The sequence below is a fragment of the Novipirellula methanifontis genome (assembly GCF_052161655.1).
In the GTDB taxonomy this organism is placed as follows: Bacteria; Planctomycetota; Planctomycetia; order Pirellulales; family Pirellulaceae; genus Novipirellula.
The window spans coordinates 5,088,959-5,108,840 of sequence record NZ_CP197418.1 but is presented as its reverse complement, the minus strand read 5'-3'; the positions used below and the strand labels follow the sequence as shown (position 1 = coordinate 5,108,840).

The window sequence follows — 19,882 nt, the reverse complement described above, 5'->3', positions numbered from 1 at the left end:
TGACGCCACGCCTCACAAAAATGCGAAACTTCTTAACCACAGTAATGTTTACGACTGACGCGATCGGATCGCTTGCTTGATCCTCAGACGGGCATCCACCGGAAGTTTTTCCGTATCACCTTCCCCGTTTTCGCTCAAATCAGGTGCGTCCTGTTGCATTCGCTCATGCATGTAAACAACGTCGCGGCGAAAAGCCGAACAAAGACTGCACAACCGCATGTGCATCCAAAGCTCCATCCGTTTCCGAAAAGGCAATGGATGTTCAATTGATTGCGAAACAAGTTTGGATATCTCTTTGCAGCTCAGCATTGAATCGACTTCCACTTAACCTTGTTCTAAATTCCAACGACTTTTCATGCAGTTTGCTAGACGCAAACGGGCTCGATGAAGTAAGACCCACAGGTTAGACGGACTAATCGACATTTTCTTACAAATTTCTTTCGTCCCCAATTCGTCCATCTCTCGAAGCGTAAATGCGTCCGCTTGGCCGGTGGGGAGATCCGCTAAACAGGTTCGAAGAATTGGCCAAAACTCCTCTCGTTCGATTGATTCGAGGGGCTGCTGAAGCGTCGAGTGTGTATTTTTCCGCCAATTTCCGTTGCGGTCAAACATACGATCTAGCGGATCGCCACCGTCCTCTTCGATCAATTGAGTCGTTCGGCTGCGGACACGAACCAAATCGATAATTTTGCGTTTGAGGATCCCTAGCAGCCAGCCCTGTTCAGAGCCTTGCCCGGAAAACTGCTTGATATGCTCAAGACCTGCGAGAAAAGTTTGCTGGACGACCTCTTCTGAGGCCTCAGCGTCACGCAATCGCGATAACGCATACCGATACAGGCTGTCGCCGTATTCATCAACCCATGTCGCCGGATTGGTTGCCGAACGCTTCTCCGTCTCCACTGGAACGTCCATCATCTCAATCTCCTCATTAGCTCACAATTCTACACCTTTGCGAGCGGAGATTACAAATCAAAAATTGAAATGTGTGCAACCGTTCAGCTCGCAAAATCAAGCGGACGTTATTTCCTGAGCAATTTAGCGGGTTTTATAATCCCGACAAATTGCGATTGAGCAAAGCGATTGGATAAGTTGCGGCCCGTATCCCATGAATGGGACGCGGCAACACCAGGGCTTTGCAATCAAGCAATGCCCTCTTTGAGCTCACATCCGCACCCAATTCTCACATTTTTTTAGAGTCCGGCTGCTGAACGGCGACAATGTCGTAGCTACGCTCGCCAGAGCGTGGACTCTCTCGTTTGAGATTACTTGATGGGCATCAAATGGACGGCGTCGATGATCACGTATCCGTTGGTGCCTTCGTTGCTGACCGTCACGGTGACGTTTCCGCTAACCAACTCATCCTGCATCAGCGTGATAAAACCGTCATTGCCCGGACTTTTTTGTTGGTTCACCGTCACGGTCCGCGTTTTATCAGCGATGGTAATCGTAACCGGAACATTCGATGCGCGATTGGCGTTGGCTGTATAAGACAAACGAACCGCATAACGTCCCCGCTCCGCGACCGCCAACGAATACGTCGCCTGCTGCTTTCCTTTGTCGACGTCCCCGTCGTGCCGATAATTGTGCCCGACATACTTCGGCACCGTATAACCCGCTCCGTTAAAACCGGTGCGTTTGGCAGCGACGTCATCGAGTACAACTCCCGATAGTTTCTCTGGATCAATCGAGAATCCTTCACGCAGCTCTGGTTTCCAATCCAAGACTTGTTCATCGGCGGTCATTTGCTCACGAAACTTTGCATAGTCGATTTCGTGCAGCGTTTGTTTGTGACGAATCGCCTGGATCGCAGCGGTTGCCGATGATTGCCCCAACACCATAAACACGGGCTCCATCCGGATCGAACCGAACGCCATGTGTGACGCACTCAACGACACAGGAACAATCAAATTGGTGCACTCGTTCGGCTTAGGCAGCAGGGAACGATACGAGATCGGATAAGGCGGGAATCCACCGACTTGCACATCGCCTTCGTTGCGAGCGTGACCATTTGCATCGACGTAGCGTTGGACGTTATGCGAATCCATCGTGTAGGCCGCCATGCCAACCGGATCTTCAGCAAACTTGCGTCCTTGACAGTGATGCTGTGTCATCACCTCGTCACCAAGCAAACGTCGTGCTTCGCGAATATAGAGTTGTTGTTGCCAACCGTCTTCACGCTCAAATTCGTCTTTACAGGTTCCCCAGCGGCTGACGATTTTGCGAGTCCCCTCGGGAACACGGGGATGGTTGGCCATCGTCCAAAACAGACCTTGCTGGTAATTGCGGTGCCGCTCGATGATCTGCTCACGTTCCGCATCCGTTGCTTCGGGGTAGTCATAGTTCTGGCCGATGAAGTCAGTCGAAAAACCTGTCCGATTGTTGGTGTCGGTTTTGCGATTGGGCATGCCCGAGTTGATCACGGGAAACCCAGACTGGCCCGCTTCAAAATTCCGCAGCATCAACTCATACAAACTCGCGTCGTAATCCTTGGGTTTGAAAAAGGGGATACGATTTTCGGGATGGTCGGTTAAACAAACCCGAAAGCAATACGCTTGCACGCGATCGTCCGCGGCACCTTCTTCGCCAGGGCCTGTAGGGTCGATGCCTGGCAACAAACCACTCGACGGATCGCCTTTTTGGACGTACGGATCAACACCGGGCATCAATTGATGGTGCCGGGCGTTTGCGGTTTGCACTCCGCTAAGTGTTTCGTCGTAGGTCGCGTTGGCTTCGCGTCCCACGGTGTAACTGACTCCAGCGGTTGCAAACAGATCACCTTCATATGTGGCATCGATAAACATGTGGCCGCGGTAAACGTTTCCAGTTACGGTTCGGATCGAATTGATTTTACCACCGGCGATCTCAACGCCGTCGCCGACTTGGCCCGACCGCCGGCTTCCTGTGCGATCGAGTCGTTCGTTGTAGACCACTTTCACATCGTGCTCGTCTACGAAACTCTGCAGTACCGCGAGTGCTGCGGACGGTTCAAAGGTCCACATCGTCGACTCGCCATCGGCGGTACGCGATTGACCACTGCTTTTGTATTGGTCCGCGGTCTGCCACTTCCAATTCTCTGGCTTTTGGTAGTACTGAGAAATGCGTTGATAGAATTCACGCGAGATGCCGCCAATTGCGGCCTTGTTCCCGATATCGGTTTGGCCGAGACCGCCCGTCGTCAAACCACCGATTCGCGAACTCGGTTCGATCACGATGGCGGTGCCCCCGAGTCGCTCGACTTGCACGGCCGCAACAATGCCCGCGGCGGTGCCACCGTAGATCACCACGTCGTAGACCTTTGCATCACTGCTGCTTTCGTTCGCACACCCCGTCGGCGGCATCATCGTCAGCATGGCAATCAGTAGCACAAGCCCATTCGCGGAGACCAATCGAGTCGGCAGAATTCGATTCGGATTAAAAATCAAACGCATGGGGGGAGAAACTCCGGAAGGTGGGGAAAAGGAAAGAGGCAGGGAGAACAAAGAAGACAAATGGGGCCGAGGAAATCGCGATTCTTCGGATAGGGATTCTACGCGAACGACGCCGAACCGCAATCGAACTTCGATCTTGGAATCCATACAAAGACCGATTTTAGTTGCCCTCGGCGGCTATGTTTTCTCCCGTTTGCCAGTTTTGTGGGTTTCATCCCGCATTAGGTGCATAATGCCTGCTTATCGTATAGACTATCGGTTCCCGCCTTCGAAGTATTGCCCGCCTCAAATATCGTCCGAAAGTCTATGTATTTTCGATTCTGCATTCTTTTCCTGAGCTGTGTCACGCTCGTCGCCAGCACGGCTGCGGAAACGCCACAGCCAGCGAACATCGAGCAGGATCCAGCAGAAATCGAATATTTCGAGCGGAAAATTCGACCGCTGCTCAGCACACATTGCTACGAGTGTCATTCCGCAGACTCCGACACGGTGCAAGGCGGTTTGCTATTGGATTCGGCGTCCGGGATCGCTCAAGGCGGCGACAGCGGTCCTCTGCTCGTTGCCGGATCACCCGAGCAAAGCTTGCTGATCGAAACGATTCTTTACGACGACGGCATTCAGATGCCGCCTAAAGGAAAAATGGAGGACAGTGAGATTGCTGAACTGACCCGCTGGGTCAAACGCGGCGCAGCATTTCCATTATCAAATGATCTGGCGATTCGAAAACCCAGCGGTATCGACTTTGCCGAAGGCCGCAAATTTTGGTCGTTTCAGCCCGTCGAGCCACAACCGCTACCAACCGTAAATCTGCCCAATTGGCCGCAAACACGGATCGACTCGTTCGTGCTCGCCGCGATGGAAGAACACAATCTAACCCCGTCGCCACCTGCGGACCGCGTGACGCTGGTTCGTCGGCTGTATTTCGACTTGACCGGATTGCCGCCAACACCTGAACAACTGCAATTGTTTCTTGAAGACACATCAGACGACGCTTACGAGAATCTCGTCGACACGCTATTGGAATCACCACAATACGGCGAGAAGTGGGGACGATGGTGGTTGGACATGGCACGCTACACGGATCGCACCGCCAGCTGGTTGCCGCAAACAAGCCAGGCCCATCTTTATCGCGACTGGGTTGTCGACGCGTTTAACAAAGACATCCCCTACGACGAATTCATTCATCGTCAACTCGCCACCGACTTGATGCCACAGACAGGCCCGGAGGACTTGCCCGCCCTTGGATTCATCAGTCTAAGTCCGACCTATTGGAAAGAGCCCAAGCTGCCATGCGAAATCATCAAAGTCATCGTGGCTGATGAATGGGAAGAACGGGTCGACGCGGTCACTCGCTCGTTTCTCGGATTAACGGTCGCCTGTGCCCGTTGTCATGATCACAAGTTTGATCCGATCAGTGCGGACGACTACTACGGACTTGCTGGTGTGTTCGCCAGCAGCCGACATGAAGAGCGTCCCTTGATTGATGAAGCAACATACGAACCAGTCCGTTTGGCAAAGCAAGCGGTTAAAAAACTGGAATCCGAAGTCGCCAAACTGAAAAAACAAAAGCCGGTACCTCAAGAAAACATCGACGAATTGTCCGCAGAGATCGCGAAACTCAAATCGACAACGCCGCACTACGACACGCCGATGGCCAACGCGTTGTCCGAAGAATCGATGTACGTGGTTCGCGCCGGCAAAACGCCCCAAGAGGGAACGAAATTCGAATACCGGCCCGAACCTCGTGATTTACCGTCGTTCATACGTGGCAATCCGAATCGCCCCGGCCCCGTCGTTCGCCGCCGGTTCCTGACCGTGTTGAGCGAAGATCCACGTCCTTTTGAAAACGGTAGTGGACGATTGGAGTTAGCGGAATCGATCACTAACGAAGCCGCATCGTTGGCCGCACGCGTGATCGTCAACCGAATCTGGTTAGCTCACTTTGACCAAGCGATTGTCGACACCCCAAGCAATTTTGGTCAACAAGGCAGTCGCCCAACCCATCCGCAATTGCTAGACGATTTGGCGGCCCGATTCATCGAGAACGATTGGTCGATCAAGCAACTGCATCGCGACATCCTGATGTCGGCCACGTGGCAGCAATCCTCGGCCGATTCGCCACAGCGAACCAGCATCGACCCTGAAAATGTTTGGCTCTCGCGGATGAACCGACGTCGATTGACATTCGAAGAGTGGCGTGACGCCATGTTAACGGCCAGCGGACGCTTGGACCCCACGCTCGGTGGTCTGTCACTCACGCTCGACTCGGCCGCAAACAATCGGCGAACGCTCTACGCCACCGTGAATCGACGTGATGTCTCGCCGACGTTGATGGTGCACGATTTTCCCGATCCGACACAGCACAGTCCTGCACGAATGGCAACGGTCACCCCGCTGCAAGGATTGTATGCACTCAACGGTCCTCTGCTGAATCAACAAGCAAAATGGATTGCCGATCAGCTCGCAAAGGAAAATCCAGGAGACGTGTCAAATACGATCGCCGCGGTCTACCGGCGGTTGTTTTCGCGAGAACCTCGCGACGAAGAGATCCATTTGGGAGTGGCCTATCTTGCCAATGCGAAACCCGAATCGCAATCCGACCGCTGGCAACAATACGTCCATGTTTTGTTAGCGACCAACGAATTCACCTTCATTGATTGATGCTTGATGCTGAACCACTCGCAACCTAACGGGTCATCGCTGGACCGCCGCCGCTTGCTGCAACAATTCGGGGGCGGATTAGGCATGCTCGGCGCCGCAGGCATGATGACGTCGCCCTTTGCTGCATCTGCGGCCGAGCCGATTCACGTATCTGGGCCTCATTTTCCAGCCAAGGCGAAACGCGTCATCCATTTGTTTATGAATGGAGGTCCCTACCAGGGCGATCTTTTTGATCCCAAACCGGCGCTGGAAAAGTATGCAGGCACCAAGCCAGCGGGTGCCGATCTGTTGACCGAGCGTCCCACCGGAGGCCTGTTGCCATCGCCGTTTAAGTTCAGCCAGTGCGGAGAAAGCGGGCTGCCGGTTAGCGAGTTACTGCCGCAACTGAGCCGACACATCGATGACATCTGTGTGATCAACTCGGTCCATGCCGACAATCCTAATCACGGGCCGGCACTGCTGCAGATGAACAACGGGACCATCACTCCGACACGGCCGAGCATGGGGGCATGGTTTCTGTATGGACTTGGGACCGAGAACCCGAATCTGCCGGGTTATGTCGTTTTGTGCCCTGGGCGGCCCGTGCGATTTTCGATCCTGTGGAACAGTGCCTTTCTGCCATCGAAATACCAGGGGACTTACATCAACCACTCGACGATCGATCCTGAGAAGATGTTGCCGCACTTGAGTAATACTCAGTGGGATCACGCGACCCAGCGTGAACAACTCGATTTGCTGCAACAGCTAAACGGTGCACATGTCGCGACGCGGGGTGACGATTCGATCCTGAACGCTCGTAGTGAAGCGATTGAAACCGCCTATCGAATGCAGTTCGAAGCGAGCGATGCGTTCGACTTGAATCGCGAATCCCAGCATACTCGCGATGCATACGGGACGGGCGAATTTGCGAACGGTTGTTTATTAGCGCGTCGTATGGTCGAACGAGGCGTTCGTTTTGTTCAGGTGTATTACGGCAACGGACAACCCTGGGACACCCACAGCGGCCACAACAATACTGTGCCTAAACTCTGTAAAAATATCGATCAACCCATCGCCGCTCTGATCGCCGATTTGAAACAACGTGGGTTACTCGAAGATACGCTGATTGTATGGGGCGGGGAATTTGGTCGCACTCCGGTGTCGGAGAATGGCAACGGACGCGATCACAATCACCACGGTTTTACAATGTGGATGGCCGGTGGTGGCGTTAAAGGTGGCATGAGCTACGGTGAAACCGATGACTTTGGGTTCAAAGCCGTCATCGACAAGATGCACATCCATGACTTGCACGCTACGATGTTGCACCTACTTGGGCTTGACCACAAACGACTGACTTATCGCCACGCCGGTCGCGACTTTCGCTTGACCGATGTTCATGGACGCGTGGTGCACGAGATTATCAGCTGATCGAAGCATGCAAATGCAGGCGGCTGAAATGACGACTGACTTCACTTGACGAGCTAACTTATGTCACAACGAATTCGAACGTTTTCCGCCCTAGCAATCCTGTTGCTTTTGCCATCGACCTGCGTCGTGGCGGCGGAAGCGGGGATCCACTTTTTTGTTTCGCCGGACGGCGTTGATACACAATCGGGAACCCAATCACAACCGTTTGCATCGATCACTCGCGCACAACAAGCCGTTCGCGACGCCCGCGTTGCCCGGCCCGACGAAGCGGTTACCGTCCATCTACGTCCCGGCCACTACACGCTCGATCAAACCGTGCAATTCACCGCGGCCGATTCAGGTCATTCAGCCGACCGTCCGGTGCGTTACCAAGGCAATGGCGAAGTGGTGCTGTCCGGTGGCCGGCAAATTTCGGGATGGCAACCTGATCCACAGCACCCCGGGCTTTGGAAAACCCGCGTCGCTGAACCGAAATCAGGTAATAACCAAGATTGGCGTTTCGAGCAATTGTGGGTCAATGGGCGCCGCGCCTCGCGAGCAAGAACGCCGAACGAAGGCGATTTCCATACTCTGCTCGGAGTCAGCGAGGTGCCGATCGCTGGATCAAAGCGAATGCTGACGCACACGTTTGCCGCGCAAGCAGATGACATGGCCTCGCTGAAAAACACCGACGGCGAATCACTTCGCGATGTTCAAGTCGTCGTGTATCACAAATGGGACACCACGCGTGAGTGGCTGCAAACCAGCGACCCACAACGTCATCTGTTCACCACCCATGGCGAAATCATGAAACCTCACAATCCAATGAAACGCGATTGTTTATACTTCATCGAAAACTATCGCGAAGCATTGGATGCGGCGGGCGAGTGGTTTTTGGATCGCGATGGATGGTTGTTCTATCATCCACGTGAAAACGAGTCGATGACGACGGCGCGGGTAGTTGCCGCCGGCGTGCCTCGCTTGTTCGATTTCCAAGGCGACATTAACGATCCACAAAAACGCGTCAAACATATCCACTTTGACGGACTGCAGCTGCGACACGCGGAATATCGGATTCCCGAGATCGGCATCCGCTCGAATCAAGCTGCAATGAACGTGGACGCCACCGCGATTCAGCTTGATGGCGCCGAGGACATTCGTTTCACCGCATGCTCGGTCGAGCACATTGGCGGTAGTGGCTTTTGGTTTCGCAAAGCATGCCGTGATTGCAGCGTCAAACGAACACGGGTTGCGGACGTCGGCGTTAGTGCAGTGCGAATTGGCGAGATGGGCTTGGTACCAGAAACCGTTCGCACCGGCGGGATCACTATCGACAACTGTATCCTACACAGCGGCGGACGGGTCTTGCCGCACGCCGTGGGTGTCTGGATCGGCCACAGCAGCGACAATGCGATCACACACTGCGACGTCGCGGATTTCTACTACACCGCCGTCTCGGTGGGGTGGCGTTGGGGCTACGCCGAAAGCGGAGCAAAACGCAACCGCATCGAATACAACCATTTGCATCACATCGGATACCGCATCCTCAGCGACATGGGAGGTGTTTACACATTGGGGCCAAGTGAAGGCACCTCGGTCAGCCACAATGTGATCCACGATGTCTATGCAACCCGTTACGGCGGATGGGGCCTTTATCCCGATGAAGGCAGTTCCAATATCGTTTTCGAAAACAACTTGGTGCACGACGTTCGTGACGGAGGGTTCCATCAACACTACGGTCGCGAAAACATCGTTCGCAACAACATCTTAGCCTTTTCCGAAGAAGGCCAAGTCGCCGTGACGCGGGCCGAACCGCATTTGTCGTTCACGTTCGAGCGTAATTTGGTTTATTTTGACGAAGGGCGACTGCTCGGTTACTCGGGTTGGAAAAACGGTTCCAAAGTCGCCATGAACCATAATCTGTACTGGCGTGCCGGGGGACAACCGTTTGATTTTGCGGGAAAAACGTGGCAGCAATGGCGTGACGCTGGACACGATCAAGATTCGATCGTTGCCGATCCGATGTTCGTCGATGCAGAAAACCGTGATTTCACGCTACGGCCAGGATCGCCAGCAGCAAAAATTGGCTTTGTCCCCTTCGACACCACGCTGGCCGGGGTGCAGGGCGACCAAGCGTGGAAGGATCTCGCGGCTGCAACGAAGTTCCGCGAACCCTATGTTGTTCCTCCATCGGCACCGATCGATGTGGACGACGACTTTGATACCGACAGCCCGGTTTCGCTGCTAGGAATCGCGACGCTGCATCAGGAGGATCGAAAGACGCTGATCGGTGTGGCTCCGACGCCGGACGGCAGTGGACGCTGTCTGAAGGTGCAAGACTCCACTGACATGAAAGCCGCCTACAATCCTCATTTCCATTGGGAGCCCAACTACACCAAAGGCAAAACGCAATTGAGCTTCCGCATCCGGTTGCAACCGTCGGTCGCGGTTTCATGCGAATGGCGTAGCAAGACCCAACCGTATCAAACCGGGCCTGTGCTGCAGTTCAGCGATAGCGCGGTCACCAGCCGAGGCCGCAAACTGTTCGACATCGCCCCCGACACTTGGGTCGACGTCACGATGGAGGCACCCCAAGGCAAAACGAACAGTCAATGGGCGGCCAGGTTCGTGTTGCCCAATGGCGAGCGACACGAGGTGACCGATTTGAAATGTGATCCCAACTGGACCGATACCCGCTGGGTTGGTTTCATCGCTGCCGCTCGCAGCGATGCCGCATTCTTCTTGGATGACGTCAAAATGCACAACGAATAGGGGGACGTTTTCCACTGCCGTCTTTCGCTCCAAACCACCCGCTCCTAACCGCTCGCTCTATCCTTTCGCACACCACTGAACTGATGAACCGAAAATTCTTTCCCTATTTGCTTCTAGCTGTATTCGCAGTCGGTCACGTTTCTTTATTTGCTAAAGATAAACCGCCCCAAGATGCAGGCAACACTCCATCAGGTGATGGTTTCCATATTTATGTCTCCGCGGATGCCGCCGCCAAAGGCAATGGAACGGCATCGGCTCCGTTTCAAAGCTTGAATCAGGCACGAGACGGAATTCGCGCCGCACGTAAATCGGGCATCCTAAAATCCGATCAATCCGTGACGGTCGAAATTGCTCCCGGCGTCTATCGGTTGAATGCATCGTTCCATTTAACAGCCGAAGATGGTGGCACCGCCGAAGCTCCGGTCGTCTACCGAGCCACCAAGCCGGGCAGCGTGCGGATCCGTGGCAGCGTCGAACTTTCACCTTCCAAATTTACCGCAGTGTCCGACGGCGCGGTTCGCTCGCGACTTGACGAAACGGTCCGCGACAAAATCCTCGTCTGCGACGTTTCGAAAATCGTTCCCGGAGCGTTCACGCCTTTCAAAACCTCGTTTCGAGGCGTTCCAGTCGCTCCCTGGTTGTATGTCAATCGTCATCCCAAACCGCTGGCCCGCTGGCCGAATCTCGATACGCCGGAACAGGGATGGGCCAGCTTCAGTAAGGCGATCGACACAGGACTAGCAGAGCCTGATTCAGCGGATCCGACACTCCGAAAGGCACGCGGAGGATCCTTTGAATTTGACGATTCCCGTCCCGCTCGGTGGAATCTGGACGCAGGAGTATGGTTGCTGGGCTATTGGACGCACGATTGGTACGACGAAGTGATTCGTATCGATTCGTATGATCAAGCGAACCAAGTCATTAAACTCGCCGCACCCCATAACTACGGCATCAAGGCGGGCACCTGGGGTGCCGCGAAACGTCGCTTCTTTGCCTTCAACACGCTCGAGGAACTCGATACGCCCGGCGAATGGTACCTCGATCGAAGTGCGGGGAAACTCTATTACTACCCCGAATCTGATTTTGCCGATGCTTCGATCGAACTGGCCACCATCAACCAACCGCTGATCAAAGTCGAAGACACTAAGCATGTGAAAGTTCAAGGGTTGGCCCTTGAGTACGGTCATGGAGACGGCATTCATTTAAAGCGGACCCAATCGATTGAGATCGCGGGTTGCGTGATCGCCAATCTTGCCCGAAGTGGTATCTCTATCGACGGATCAAACAACACCGTTCGATCGTGCGACTTGTATAACTTGGGCACGGGGGGCATCTCGCTCAACGGTGGCGACCTCAAATCGCTGACTTCCGCGAACAATCGAGCCATCAATAATCACATTCACCACTACGGTTTGTTTCAACGATCGTACGCACCGGGAATCGGGGTTCACGGCTGTGGGCAAATTGTCACGAACAACTGTATTCACGACGCACCCCACAACGCCATCCAATACGGCGGCAACGAGCATCGTTTCGAACGCAATGAAATCTATCGCGTCGTGATGGAAACAGGCGATTCGGGTGCGTTCTATACCGGACGCAACTGGACCAGCCAAGGGAATGAGCTGCGGCACAATTACATTCACGACCTGGGGGGTGGTGATTCTACTCACGTCAACACCATGGGCGTCTATCTGGACGATTGTGATAGCGGCGACACGATCGAAGGAAATGTGTTCCTCCGCGCGGGCCGCGCGATTATGATCGGTGGCGGTCGAGACAATCGAGTCCTCAATAACTTGGTGATCGATTGCCCGATTGGAATGCACCTCGATTCACGCGGGATGACCTGGAAGCAATGGAACAGTCCTACCGACACGAGTTGGCAACTCGAACGCAAAGCAAAAGAGATGAACTACCAGGAACCGCCTTGGAGTGAGCGGTATCCGAGATTGGCAAAAATCATGGACGATTCGCCACGAGAACCACTTCACAACGAATTCAAGCGGAATGTTTTCGTCAATTGCGCCAAGCAAGTTTGGAATTTTGATGCCAATGTAAAAAAGGTGCTGGGAAAACTAGTCGTCAACGACAACTTGGCGGTCAATACCGTAGGGGCAGCCGAAGGCATCGCAATGGCTCCCGACATCAACGGTTTCCAAAACGTCGCCGGTAGCGATCAAGAACCGATCGTGATCGGATTTGCAACCGAGGACGGAACGGAGCTCACGCAAATCAAAGACGCCCGTGTTCGCAATGCGGTGCCGTCGTTCCAACCAATCCCATTCGACACGATCGGCTTGATCAAGGATTCTTATCGCCGCGTCATTCCGTAAGCGTCTGCTCGCCCTTGGCACATTGCTGCCACGCAAGCCGTTACCCTAAAAAGCAACCCAAGAATTTGACAGAGACAATTGATGAACACGATAACAAGAAACCTGAAACATCTATCTATTTTCGCGACCGCGTTCATGGTGTCGGTGTTCGTCGCGGACATGCCCCATGTGAGTGCGGACACACCGACATTCGCCCCCGTGAAAGCGGAACTCGTCCGTCCTCGTGATGGTCTGGGCAACGTGTTGGCGAAACTTCGTGAAGGCAAACCGGTCCGCATCGGGTACTTAGGCGGCTCGATTACTGCCGCTAACGGATGGCGAGTCAAGACACGAGAGTGGTTCGCCAAAGAGTTCCCAACATCCGACGTGTCGGAAATTCATGCGGCGATCGGTGGAACCGGAAGCGATCTCGGGGTTTTTCGAGTCGAGCGGGATGCGCTGCGGCACAAACCCGATTTATTATTCGTCGAATTCGCAGTGAACGATGGCGGTGCGGCACCCGAGCAAATCTGGAAAGCCATGGAAGGAATCGTGCGACAAACCTGGGCTGACAACCCGCGGACCGATATCTGTTTCGTCTATACCTACCGTACCGGATACGAAAACGATCTGCGAAAGGGATTCAGTCCTCGTGCGGCATCAGCGATGGAGATGTTGGCGGACCATTACGGCATCCCTTCGATCAATTTTGCAAAGCAGATCGTCGAGCTTGAAGCCTCAGGGAAACTTGTGTTTCAATCCGACGAGCCGACTGCAGACGGTGTGGTGCAATTCTCGAAAGATGGAGTTCATCCGCTCGACGCTGGACATGATATTTACGCCGACATTGTCGCTGATGCGATCAAGGAGATTAACAAAACATCCGAACCGCTCGACCACCAAACAGAATTGGATAAACCGTTTGTCGAGGATCATTTACAAGCAGCCAAGATGGTGCCGATTGACAAGCAAATGCTGTCGCCCGAATGGAAGCAACTTACGGAAGACGACACGCTATCGAAACGTTTCGGCAATCGCATGGGGACGTTGTGGGAAGCCACCGAACCCGGCAGCAAGTTGACCTTCAAGTTCCGTGGCTCTGCGGCCAAACTGTACGATTTGGTAGGTCCTGACGGCGGACAAGTGATCATCACGGTCGATGGCAAGCGGGCGGCGAAGTTGGTACCGCGATTTGATAGCTACTGCACTTATCACCGGATCGCGACGCTGCCGATCGCGAACGGGCTGGATCCAACCCAGGTCCATACGGTAACGGTCGAAGTCGACTCGGACCAACCCGACCGACAGAGCGTCGCATTCCGTCTCAAAAATCCCGAGGTCGAACTCAAAGCCCCCAAATATCAAGGCACCAACATTCGAGTCGGCCAAATCTTAGTGCTCGGCGACATCGTGCCCCAAAAATCGGGGCATGAACGGTAACAAAAATTGTAGAGATCAGAACTCTTCAATATAGCCCCACCTTGCCAGCCTCCCCATATTAGCAGTGATGAAGCAATTCCGCTTCGTCATTGCCACGGAGGGCAGCCATACAGGCTGCGTTTTTCTAAGATCCAATCTTTATCCTCTATCAACCTTTGCCACTCATCACCCGTTCGTAACCGTTACTCAGACGGCACCGTTACCGGGCAACTTCACGGCACTGTGATTTGGCGGCTCACGTTACAAATCCCGCCCTCTTTCTCTCTGTGTGATCACTTCAATGCAGAGACTCGTGTTGATTTCGATCGAGTGTTGAGGTGCAACAAGGCACTCCTAATGCCGCTAACCAGACCGGACATCGCGCCCACGGGGCATTTTATCGAAAACGGACTTGTCGAATTCGTTTCCCATCTGACACGATCGAGTTTCACGCCGTCTCGTGTGACGCCCAAACAAAGGCGTTCAGAAAGCACGTATCCAATGGAGCTTGAAACATCCCGACAGGTTTTGTCAGCGGAATTTTGCTTACGAAACCCACATGCACCTTGAGACATTTTTTCGAGAATCCGACTTTTCTTGCAAAAACGTGCAAAGATATGCGGGTTAGGCAGACGATACCACTTCGGGGTCCCGCTCTATCAAGAAAACCGCTAAACCATGAAAAACATACGCAACACGATCCTTCGACTGAGCCTGTTGATGTCAGCGGCGGGCGTCGTGGCGATGACGCCTTCGAGCGTGTTCGCTCAGACGTCCGTCCAAGGCTCTCAGTCGCGTCGAAACGGTTCGGGTGAGACCCCGTATCAGCAACGATTGTCACCCTACCTGGATTTGCTGCGAAACGATAACAGTGCGTTGAGTCCTTACCACTCGTTCGTACAACCTCGCCGACAAGTCCAGCAGAATCAAAACTTCCAAGCATCACAGATCCAAAGAATTCAGCGAACCATTGAACGACCGGTAACGAGATCGCCCCAGATTGAACGAACACAAACCGGCCGTGGTGGAACCTTCAACAACTACTTGCACTATTATCAATTCAATTCCATCGGCAACCACTAACCGGCCCAAAGCCCGAGCGTTACCGGCTAACAACCGGGTGCTCGCCGATAAAGTTCACTTTTATTGAATGACGTGATTTCGGAATCTTCATCTTACCGTAGCTTCGCCGTCGCGCTGCTTGCCGCATGCGTGATTGCCAGTTCTGGCTGCGTGATGATGCAGGCTCCCGTTACATCGATTGGGTTACAGTCGATCATCGAAGGACAATGCGATTCCGATCTTGAGGAAGCATTTATCCCGCGAGAGCTAGACAAAGTGACTACTCCGATGTATCGCATCGAGGCACCGGATGTGCTTTCCATCGATGTCCAACAAAACGTATCGCAAGATATCCATACTTTACAACCGGGTGATCTGGTTTCGATGACGGTGTCGGGGACTTTTCCCGATGAACCGATTGCTGGTGAATACCAGATCGAGATTGGAGGCGCCATTGATTTGGGGTACTCCTACGGGACGGTACAGATAGCTGACCTGAACGTCGAGGAGGCAATTCAAGCGGTTCAAGGGCACCTGATAGCGCAGTTGCGTCAACCGCATGTTTCGATGCTACTACGTTCGGTCGCTGGGATTCAACGGATTTCAGGCGAACACATCGTTGGCCCCGATGGGACTGTAACGCTTGGCCAGTACGGGTCCGTCCGATTGGCTGGTCTGACATTGGACGATGCTAGGTTCGCCATCGCTGACCATTTGGCGGCAGATTTTGTGAACCCGAAAGTCTCGGTTTCTGTCTACGCATACAACAGCAAAGCTATTTATGTCGTGACGCAAGGAGGCGGGCTTGGCGACGAGTTGGTTCGCCTTCCTTACACCGGGAACGAAACCGTGATGGATGCGTTGAGTCAGATCAACGGGCTCAGTTACGTCTCGTCCAGTCGCATGTGGGTGGCCCGTCCGAACCGGCAAATGGGAAACAACGTGATGCTACCGGTCGATTGGGATGGCATCACTCAGCGTGCCGATGTCACCACCAACTATCAGCTCTTGCCGGGTGACCGCGTCTTCATTGCACACAACAAGATTGTCGCGTTCGATTCGGCAATTGCGAAAATCACATCACCGTTAGAACGCATACTCGGATTCACCCTGTTGGGCACAGGTACAGCATCGCGATTGTCGGGCAATGTACTAGGTAAGTCTGGCGGAGGTGTTGGGTTCACTCAGTGACCCAACGTTAGAAGCATGGATCAGCTTTCCGCCAAATCGATAAGAAATGCAGTCGTCCAGCAGGCATTAGCCGTTTTTCTGTTAGCGTTTGGTGGATGCCAGTCTTTCCTTCTTGACCAGAATCGGAATGTAACGGCAGACGCTGTTTACGAATCGACCGCAATAAATGCAGGCTACCGTGAAACAAGATGGACGTCGCTCGAATCCGACAGTCAGTGGGAGACTGTGGTGGAATACGAAGAGGACTTGCCAGAACTGGAGAGCGCAGAAGTCCCGCTGAACATCCTGGATCAGGCAAGCTTCGATGAACCGACCGCCGAGGCAAGTCTTGATATCGAGATAACGAGCGAATCAACACAACGTGTCGATCCCGAGTCGGCTGACTTGGACCTACAGGCTTACAGTGATTCGGGCATCGAAATGGAATTAGAACAGGTTGAAATTGAATACATTCGATAATTTTTGACTCAGCAGATCTGAGTTAGCGTTTTTCGTTCTGCGAAAATCGCGAAATAGAACGCTTGCGGAGCGAGAGGCGACTTTTTGAAATCGCACCGTTCATCGCAAATGCGAGTCAATGAACCTTTCGTAGCAGGGAAGCAACGGAACAGATGGCGACGGCGGTTTTTAACACAACCGAAGACAGAACAATTTCCCGCATCGACACCGATGTTGATGATCGGCACGGCTGGGGATTTGTACTTTTGCTCGCGACCACGGCGACGTTATTTGTGCGTCCTGCCGATTTGGTACCTGCGTTTGACAAATGGCCGATCTATCAATTCCTAATTCTGGCCTGCTTGGTCGTATCATCGCGTGCTTGTTTGCGTCAGTTTAGTCACGCCAAGTTGACCGGCCGTCCGATCACGGCTTGTCTTTTCGTCCTGCTTGTTTCCGTCGCTGTGTCACATCTCTCGCACGGCTTTTTTTGGGCTGCCAGGGCGTCGGTCTATGAAGTCAGCAAGTTGCTTGCCCTGTTCGGCTTGATAACGGGACTTGTCAATACACTGCCGCGACTGGTTTTCTTTTTGAATTGGCTCATCGCAGCAATCACGACAATGGCGTCATTAGCGATGTTGGACCATTTTGGTTATGTGTCGATTGTTGCGTTAGAGTCGATTCAAGATCGTGGCGTGATTGAATATGGTGTCGTAGACCGCGTCGAGCGAATTCGCTGGACGGGCATATTCCAGGACCCCAATGACTTTGGCCTGACTCTTGTGACGGGTGTGGTGCTCTGCATCGCATTTCTGTGTCGATCCAATGTCGGTTGGCCTCGCTATGTGTGGCTTGTTCCCGCAACTATTTTGTTGGCATCTCTGGCGTTGACTCATTCCCGCGGTGCGCTGTTGTCGCTTTTGTGTGCTGTGCCCACCGCAATTTTCTACTTCCGCGGTGGCAAAATCGCGGCATTGGCAGTGCTGCCACTCCCGGTTTTAGCGATGGCGTTCTCCAGGCGGATGACGGATGTCAACGCGATTAAGGATGGCACCGGTCAGGATCGTCTTCAAATCTGGTCCGATAGTTTAGAAGTCTTTTTCCGGTACCCGCTGTTCGGTTTGGGAGAGGGACTAATCGCCGATGAACTCGGAATCGTGACTCACAACTCCTTCCTCCACTGCTTTGCCGAATTGGGACTATTCGGTGGAACAGCTTTCGTCGCTTGTTTTTTGGCCGCATCGATCGGACTGTGGTCGCGGAGACGCTCAAGCCTTGATCGACTTACTTGTGGCAATGCGAATTCCGCTGAGGGGGAAGACTTGTCGCGGCTGTGCGGATTTATTTTCGCAGCGTTGATCGCATCCATGGTCGCGATGTTGACGATCTCTCGCCAGTTTGTTGCACCGACCTATTTGATTTTGGGCGTGGTGTCGGCGGCGTGCTGCATTCCGGAAGGCCGAACGCTGGTCAGCGATGCGTCAACATTTCGACTTGGTAATCGGTTCTTGGTGCTGTCGGTGTTTGCGAGCGTTACATCCCTGGTCGCCTTTTATCTCACCGTGCGTGTTTTCGTCCGTTGGTAGTTTTCAATCCAGACAGGTAATAGACTTCGATTCTGATGAGTAGCTTTCGCGTCATTTCTCGCAACGTTCTGAGCAACTGGATGGCTTACGTCATTCAAGTTCTCGTGACGTTTTTCCTCACTCCGTTTGTGTTGAGTGAGATTGGCGATGCGCGCTATGGCGTTTGGGCCATGGTCATTAGTGTTACGGGATACTACGGACTCTTGGATCTTGGCTTGCGAGCCGGGATGACTCAGTACATCACGCGGTATTTCTCACAAGGCGACTTTGTTCGGATGAACATGGCCGCTAGCAGCGGATTCGCGTTGAATCTTATCTGCGCGCTCGGTGTGGTGATCGCCACGATGGCAACAGCGATTGTGTCACCGCAGCTCTTTTCCATGTCAGCCGATTTGGAATACGAGGCGATTACATGCATTTTGATTCTGGGTTGCTCAACCGCGATGCAGTTAGTGCTGTTTCCGTTTTCGGTCGCATTGACGGCAAAACAACGATTTGATCTCGTCACTGCGGTCAGTCTCTTCTGCCGACTGCTGTCTGCTGCTGCGACGGTTGCCTTGCTGGTCGCGGGGTACGGTCTAATCGGCGTTTGTATCGCGGGGGCGCTGTCGAACATTTTAGAGTACCTACTACGCTGGATCGTCGCGCGGAGAATTCTTCCCGAATTGAGAATCACGTTACAGCAGGCGAACTGGACCAGCTGCCGTGAATGCATGGGCTTTGGGTTTTGGAGTGCCTTGCTGGCCGTCAGCCACTTGGTCATCAACCTATCGGATGCCTTGGTGATCGGAATCTTCATGCCAGTATCGGCGATCGCCTTTTTCGCCCTCGCAAACAACTTGGTCCGCTACTTTGCAAACATTTTTGTGCCTGTCAGCCAAGTGTTCTATCCGGCGGCAACCGATCTCGACGCTCGCGATGATTTCTCCGGACTGCAACGTCTCTACCTGACAGGAACGCGGGTGATGGCTCTGATCGCCGTCAGTGCAGCGCTGATCATTGGCTGGTGGGCAAAAGATTTCTATGCCCTTTGGGTCGGTCCAAAGTACGTCGAAACGGACATCTATCATTCGGTGCCGCTATTGTTCCAGGTGCTACTCGTCGGCGCACTGTTCACGGCGGTGCAAGGAATCGGTTCCAAGATTTTGCTTGGCCGACGAAAGGTGAAGGGTTTGACGTGGTTGATCGCAACCGAGGGAGCGATGAACCTGTTGATCAGTATCGCCCTGATCCGACAATACGGTCTTTTGGGTGTGGCCCTAGGGACAACCCTACCTGCAATCGTTTGTCGCGGCTTCGTACATCCAATCATGGTCTGTTCGAATCTGAAACTGCGTTGGAACGACTATGCACGGGAGATCACATACCCCACTCTCATGATCGTTTTGCTTTTGCCCCCTCTCATTGCCGTCGTCCATCGCTTCATCGGTATTGACAGTTGGGCTGAGCTTTTCGTGTGCGGGGTCGCGGCATCCACGCTGGCGCTAATCTTGATCTGCAGCTTCGGGCTCTCGAGTTCCGATCGACGCCAATACCTTTACCCAACCATCAGTCGCTTGACGAAAGATCGCTTCGTCCTGCAGGCGAAAAACTGAAGTCCACATATCGCCCATCACTGCAATAG

Annotated in this window: 13 protein-coding genes; 10 read left to right on the top strand and 3 right to left on the bottom strand. The window is 53.5% G+C overall.

Annotated elements, in window-relative coordinates; all coding sequences use genetic code 11:
* Positions 1–48: 48 nt before the first annotated feature.
* From SH528x_RS18610 to SH528x_RS18600, 3 genes are all read right to left on the bottom strand, one after another.
* Positions 49–309, bottom strand: a complete 261-nt coding sequence (locus SH528x_RS18610) for a hypothetical protein (RefSeq protein ID WP_442511968.1) — start codon at positions 307–309, stop codon at positions 49–51.
* 15 nt (positions 310–324) lie between these two features.
* Positions 325–915, bottom strand: coding sequence for a sigma-70 family RNA polymerase sigma factor (locus SH528x_RS18605; RefSeq protein WP_442511967.1), 591 nt, complete (start codon positions 913–915; stop codon positions 325–327).
* A 347-nt stretch (positions 916–1,262) separates the two neighbouring features.
* Entirely contained in the window at positions 1,263–3,428 is a 2,166-nt protein-coding gene (locus SH528x_RS18600) for an FAD-dependent oxidoreductase (protein ID WP_442511966.1), read from the bottom strand.
* 306 nt (positions 3,429–3,734) lie between these two features.
* Here SH528x_RS18600 and SH528x_RS18595 point away from each other — a divergent pair, with 306 nt between their 5' ends.
* The 10 genes from SH528x_RS18595 (at position 3,735) to SH528x_RS18550 (ending at position 19,853) form a co-directional block, all read left to right on the top strand.
* Entirely contained in the window at positions 3,735–6,089 is a 2,355-nt protein-coding gene (locus tag SH528x_RS18595; protein WP_442511965.1) for a PSD1 and planctomycete cytochrome C domain-containing protein, read from the top strand.
* A gap of 6 nt (positions 6,090–6,095) precedes the next feature.
* Entirely contained in the window at positions 6,096–7,496 is a 1,401-nt protein-coding gene (locus SH528x_RS18590; protein WP_442511964.1) for a DUF1501 domain-containing protein, read from the top strand.
* A gap of 60 nt (positions 7,497–7,556) precedes the next feature.
* Positions 7,557–10,247, top strand: a complete 2,691-nt coding sequence (locus tag SH528x_RS18585) for a right-handed parallel beta-helix repeat-containing protein (RefSeq protein WP_442511963.1) — start codon at positions 7,557–7,559, stop codon at positions 10,245–10,247.
* 83 nt (positions 10,248–10,330) lie between these two features.
* On the top strand, positions 10,331–12,583 hold the full coding sequence (locus SH528x_RS18580; protein ID WP_442511962.1) for a right-handed parallel beta-helix repeat-containing protein: 2,253 nt from the start codon (positions 10,331–10,333) through the stop codon (positions 12,581–12,583).
* A gap of 81 nt (positions 12,584–12,664) precedes the next feature.
* A complete protein-coding gene (locus SH528x_RS18575) occupies positions 12,665–14,002 on the top strand; it encodes an SGNH/GDSL hydrolase family protein (protein ID WP_442511961.1) in 1,338 nt (445 codons plus the stop codon).
* A 657-nt stretch (positions 14,003–14,659) separates the two neighbouring features.
* Complete coding sequence (locus SH528x_RS18570) at positions 14,660–15,064, top strand: hypothetical protein (RefSeq protein ID WP_442511960.1); 405 nt, start codon at positions 14,660–14,662, stop codon at positions 15,062–15,064.
* 72 nt (positions 15,065–15,136) lie between these two features.
* Positions 15,137–16,234: a polysaccharide biosynthesis/export family protein gene (locus SH528x_RS18565; RefSeq protein ID WP_442511959.1), complete on the top strand. Its 1,098-nt coding sequence runs from the start codon at positions 15,137–15,139 to the stop codon at positions 16,232–16,234.
* Between the two features lie 15 nt (positions 16,235–16,249).
* On the top strand, positions 16,250–16,693 hold the full coding sequence (locus SH528x_RS18560; RefSeq protein WP_442511958.1) for a hypothetical protein: 444 nt from the start codon (positions 16,250–16,252) through the stop codon (positions 16,691–16,693).
* Positions 16,694–16,845: 152 nt separating this feature from the next.
* Complete coding sequence (locus tag SH528x_RS18555) at positions 16,846–18,258, top strand: O-antigen ligase family protein (protein ID WP_442511957.1); 1,413 nt, start codon at positions 16,846–16,848, stop codon at positions 18,256–18,258.
* Positions 18,259–18,293: 35 nt separating this feature from the next.
* Complete coding sequence (locus SH528x_RS18550) at positions 18,294–19,853, top strand: oligosaccharide flippase family protein (protein WP_442511956.1); 1,560 nt, start codon at positions 18,294–18,296, stop codon at positions 19,851–19,853.
* Positions 19,854–19,882: the final 29 nt, after the last annotated feature.

Coding starts and splice junctions, on each gene's coding strand:
- SH528x_RS18610 (WP_442511968.1), bottom strand. CDS start 309: ATGCTGAGCTGCAAAGAGATATCCAAACTTGTTTCGCAATCAATTGAA.
- SH528x_RS18605 (WP_442511967.1), bottom strand. CDS start 915: ATGATGGACGTTCCAGTGGAGACGGAGAAGCGTTCGGCAACCAATCCG.
- SH528x_RS18600 (WP_442511966.1), bottom strand. CDS start 3,428: ATGCGTTTGATTTTTAATCCGAATCGAATTCTGCCGACTCGATTGGTC.
- SH528x_RS18595 (WP_442511965.1), top strand. CDS start 3,735: ATGTATTTTCGATTCTGCATTCTTTTCCTGAGCTGTGTCACGCTCGTC.
- SH528x_RS18590 (WP_442511964.1), top strand. CDS start 6,096: ATGCTGAACCACTCGCAACCTAACGGGTCATCGCTGGACCGCCGCCGC.
- SH528x_RS18585 (WP_442511963.1), top strand. CDS start 7,557: ATGTCACAACGAATTCGAACGTTTTCCGCCCTAGCAATCCTGTTGCTT.
- SH528x_RS18580 (WP_442511962.1), top strand. CDS start 10,331: ATGAACCGAAAATTCTTTCCCTATTTGCTTCTAGCTGTATTCGCAGTC.
- SH528x_RS18575 (WP_442511961.1), top strand. CDS start 12,665: ATGAACACGATAACAAGAAACCTGAAACATCTATCTATTTTCGCGACC.
- SH528x_RS18570 (WP_442511960.1), top strand. CDS start 14,660: ATGAAAAACATACGCAACACGATCCTTCGACTGAGCCTGTTGATGTCA.
- SH528x_RS18560 (WP_442511958.1), top strand. CDS start 16,250: ATGGATCAGCTTTCCGCCAAATCGATAAGAAATGCAGTCGTCCAGCAG.
- SH528x_RS18555 (WP_442511957.1), top strand. CDS start 16,846: ATGGCGACGGCGGTTTTTAACACAACCGAAGACAGAACAATTTCCCGC.
- SH528x_RS18550 (WP_442511956.1), top strand. CDS start 18,294: ATGAGTAGCTTTCGCGTCATTTCTCGCAACGTTCTGAGCAACTGGATG.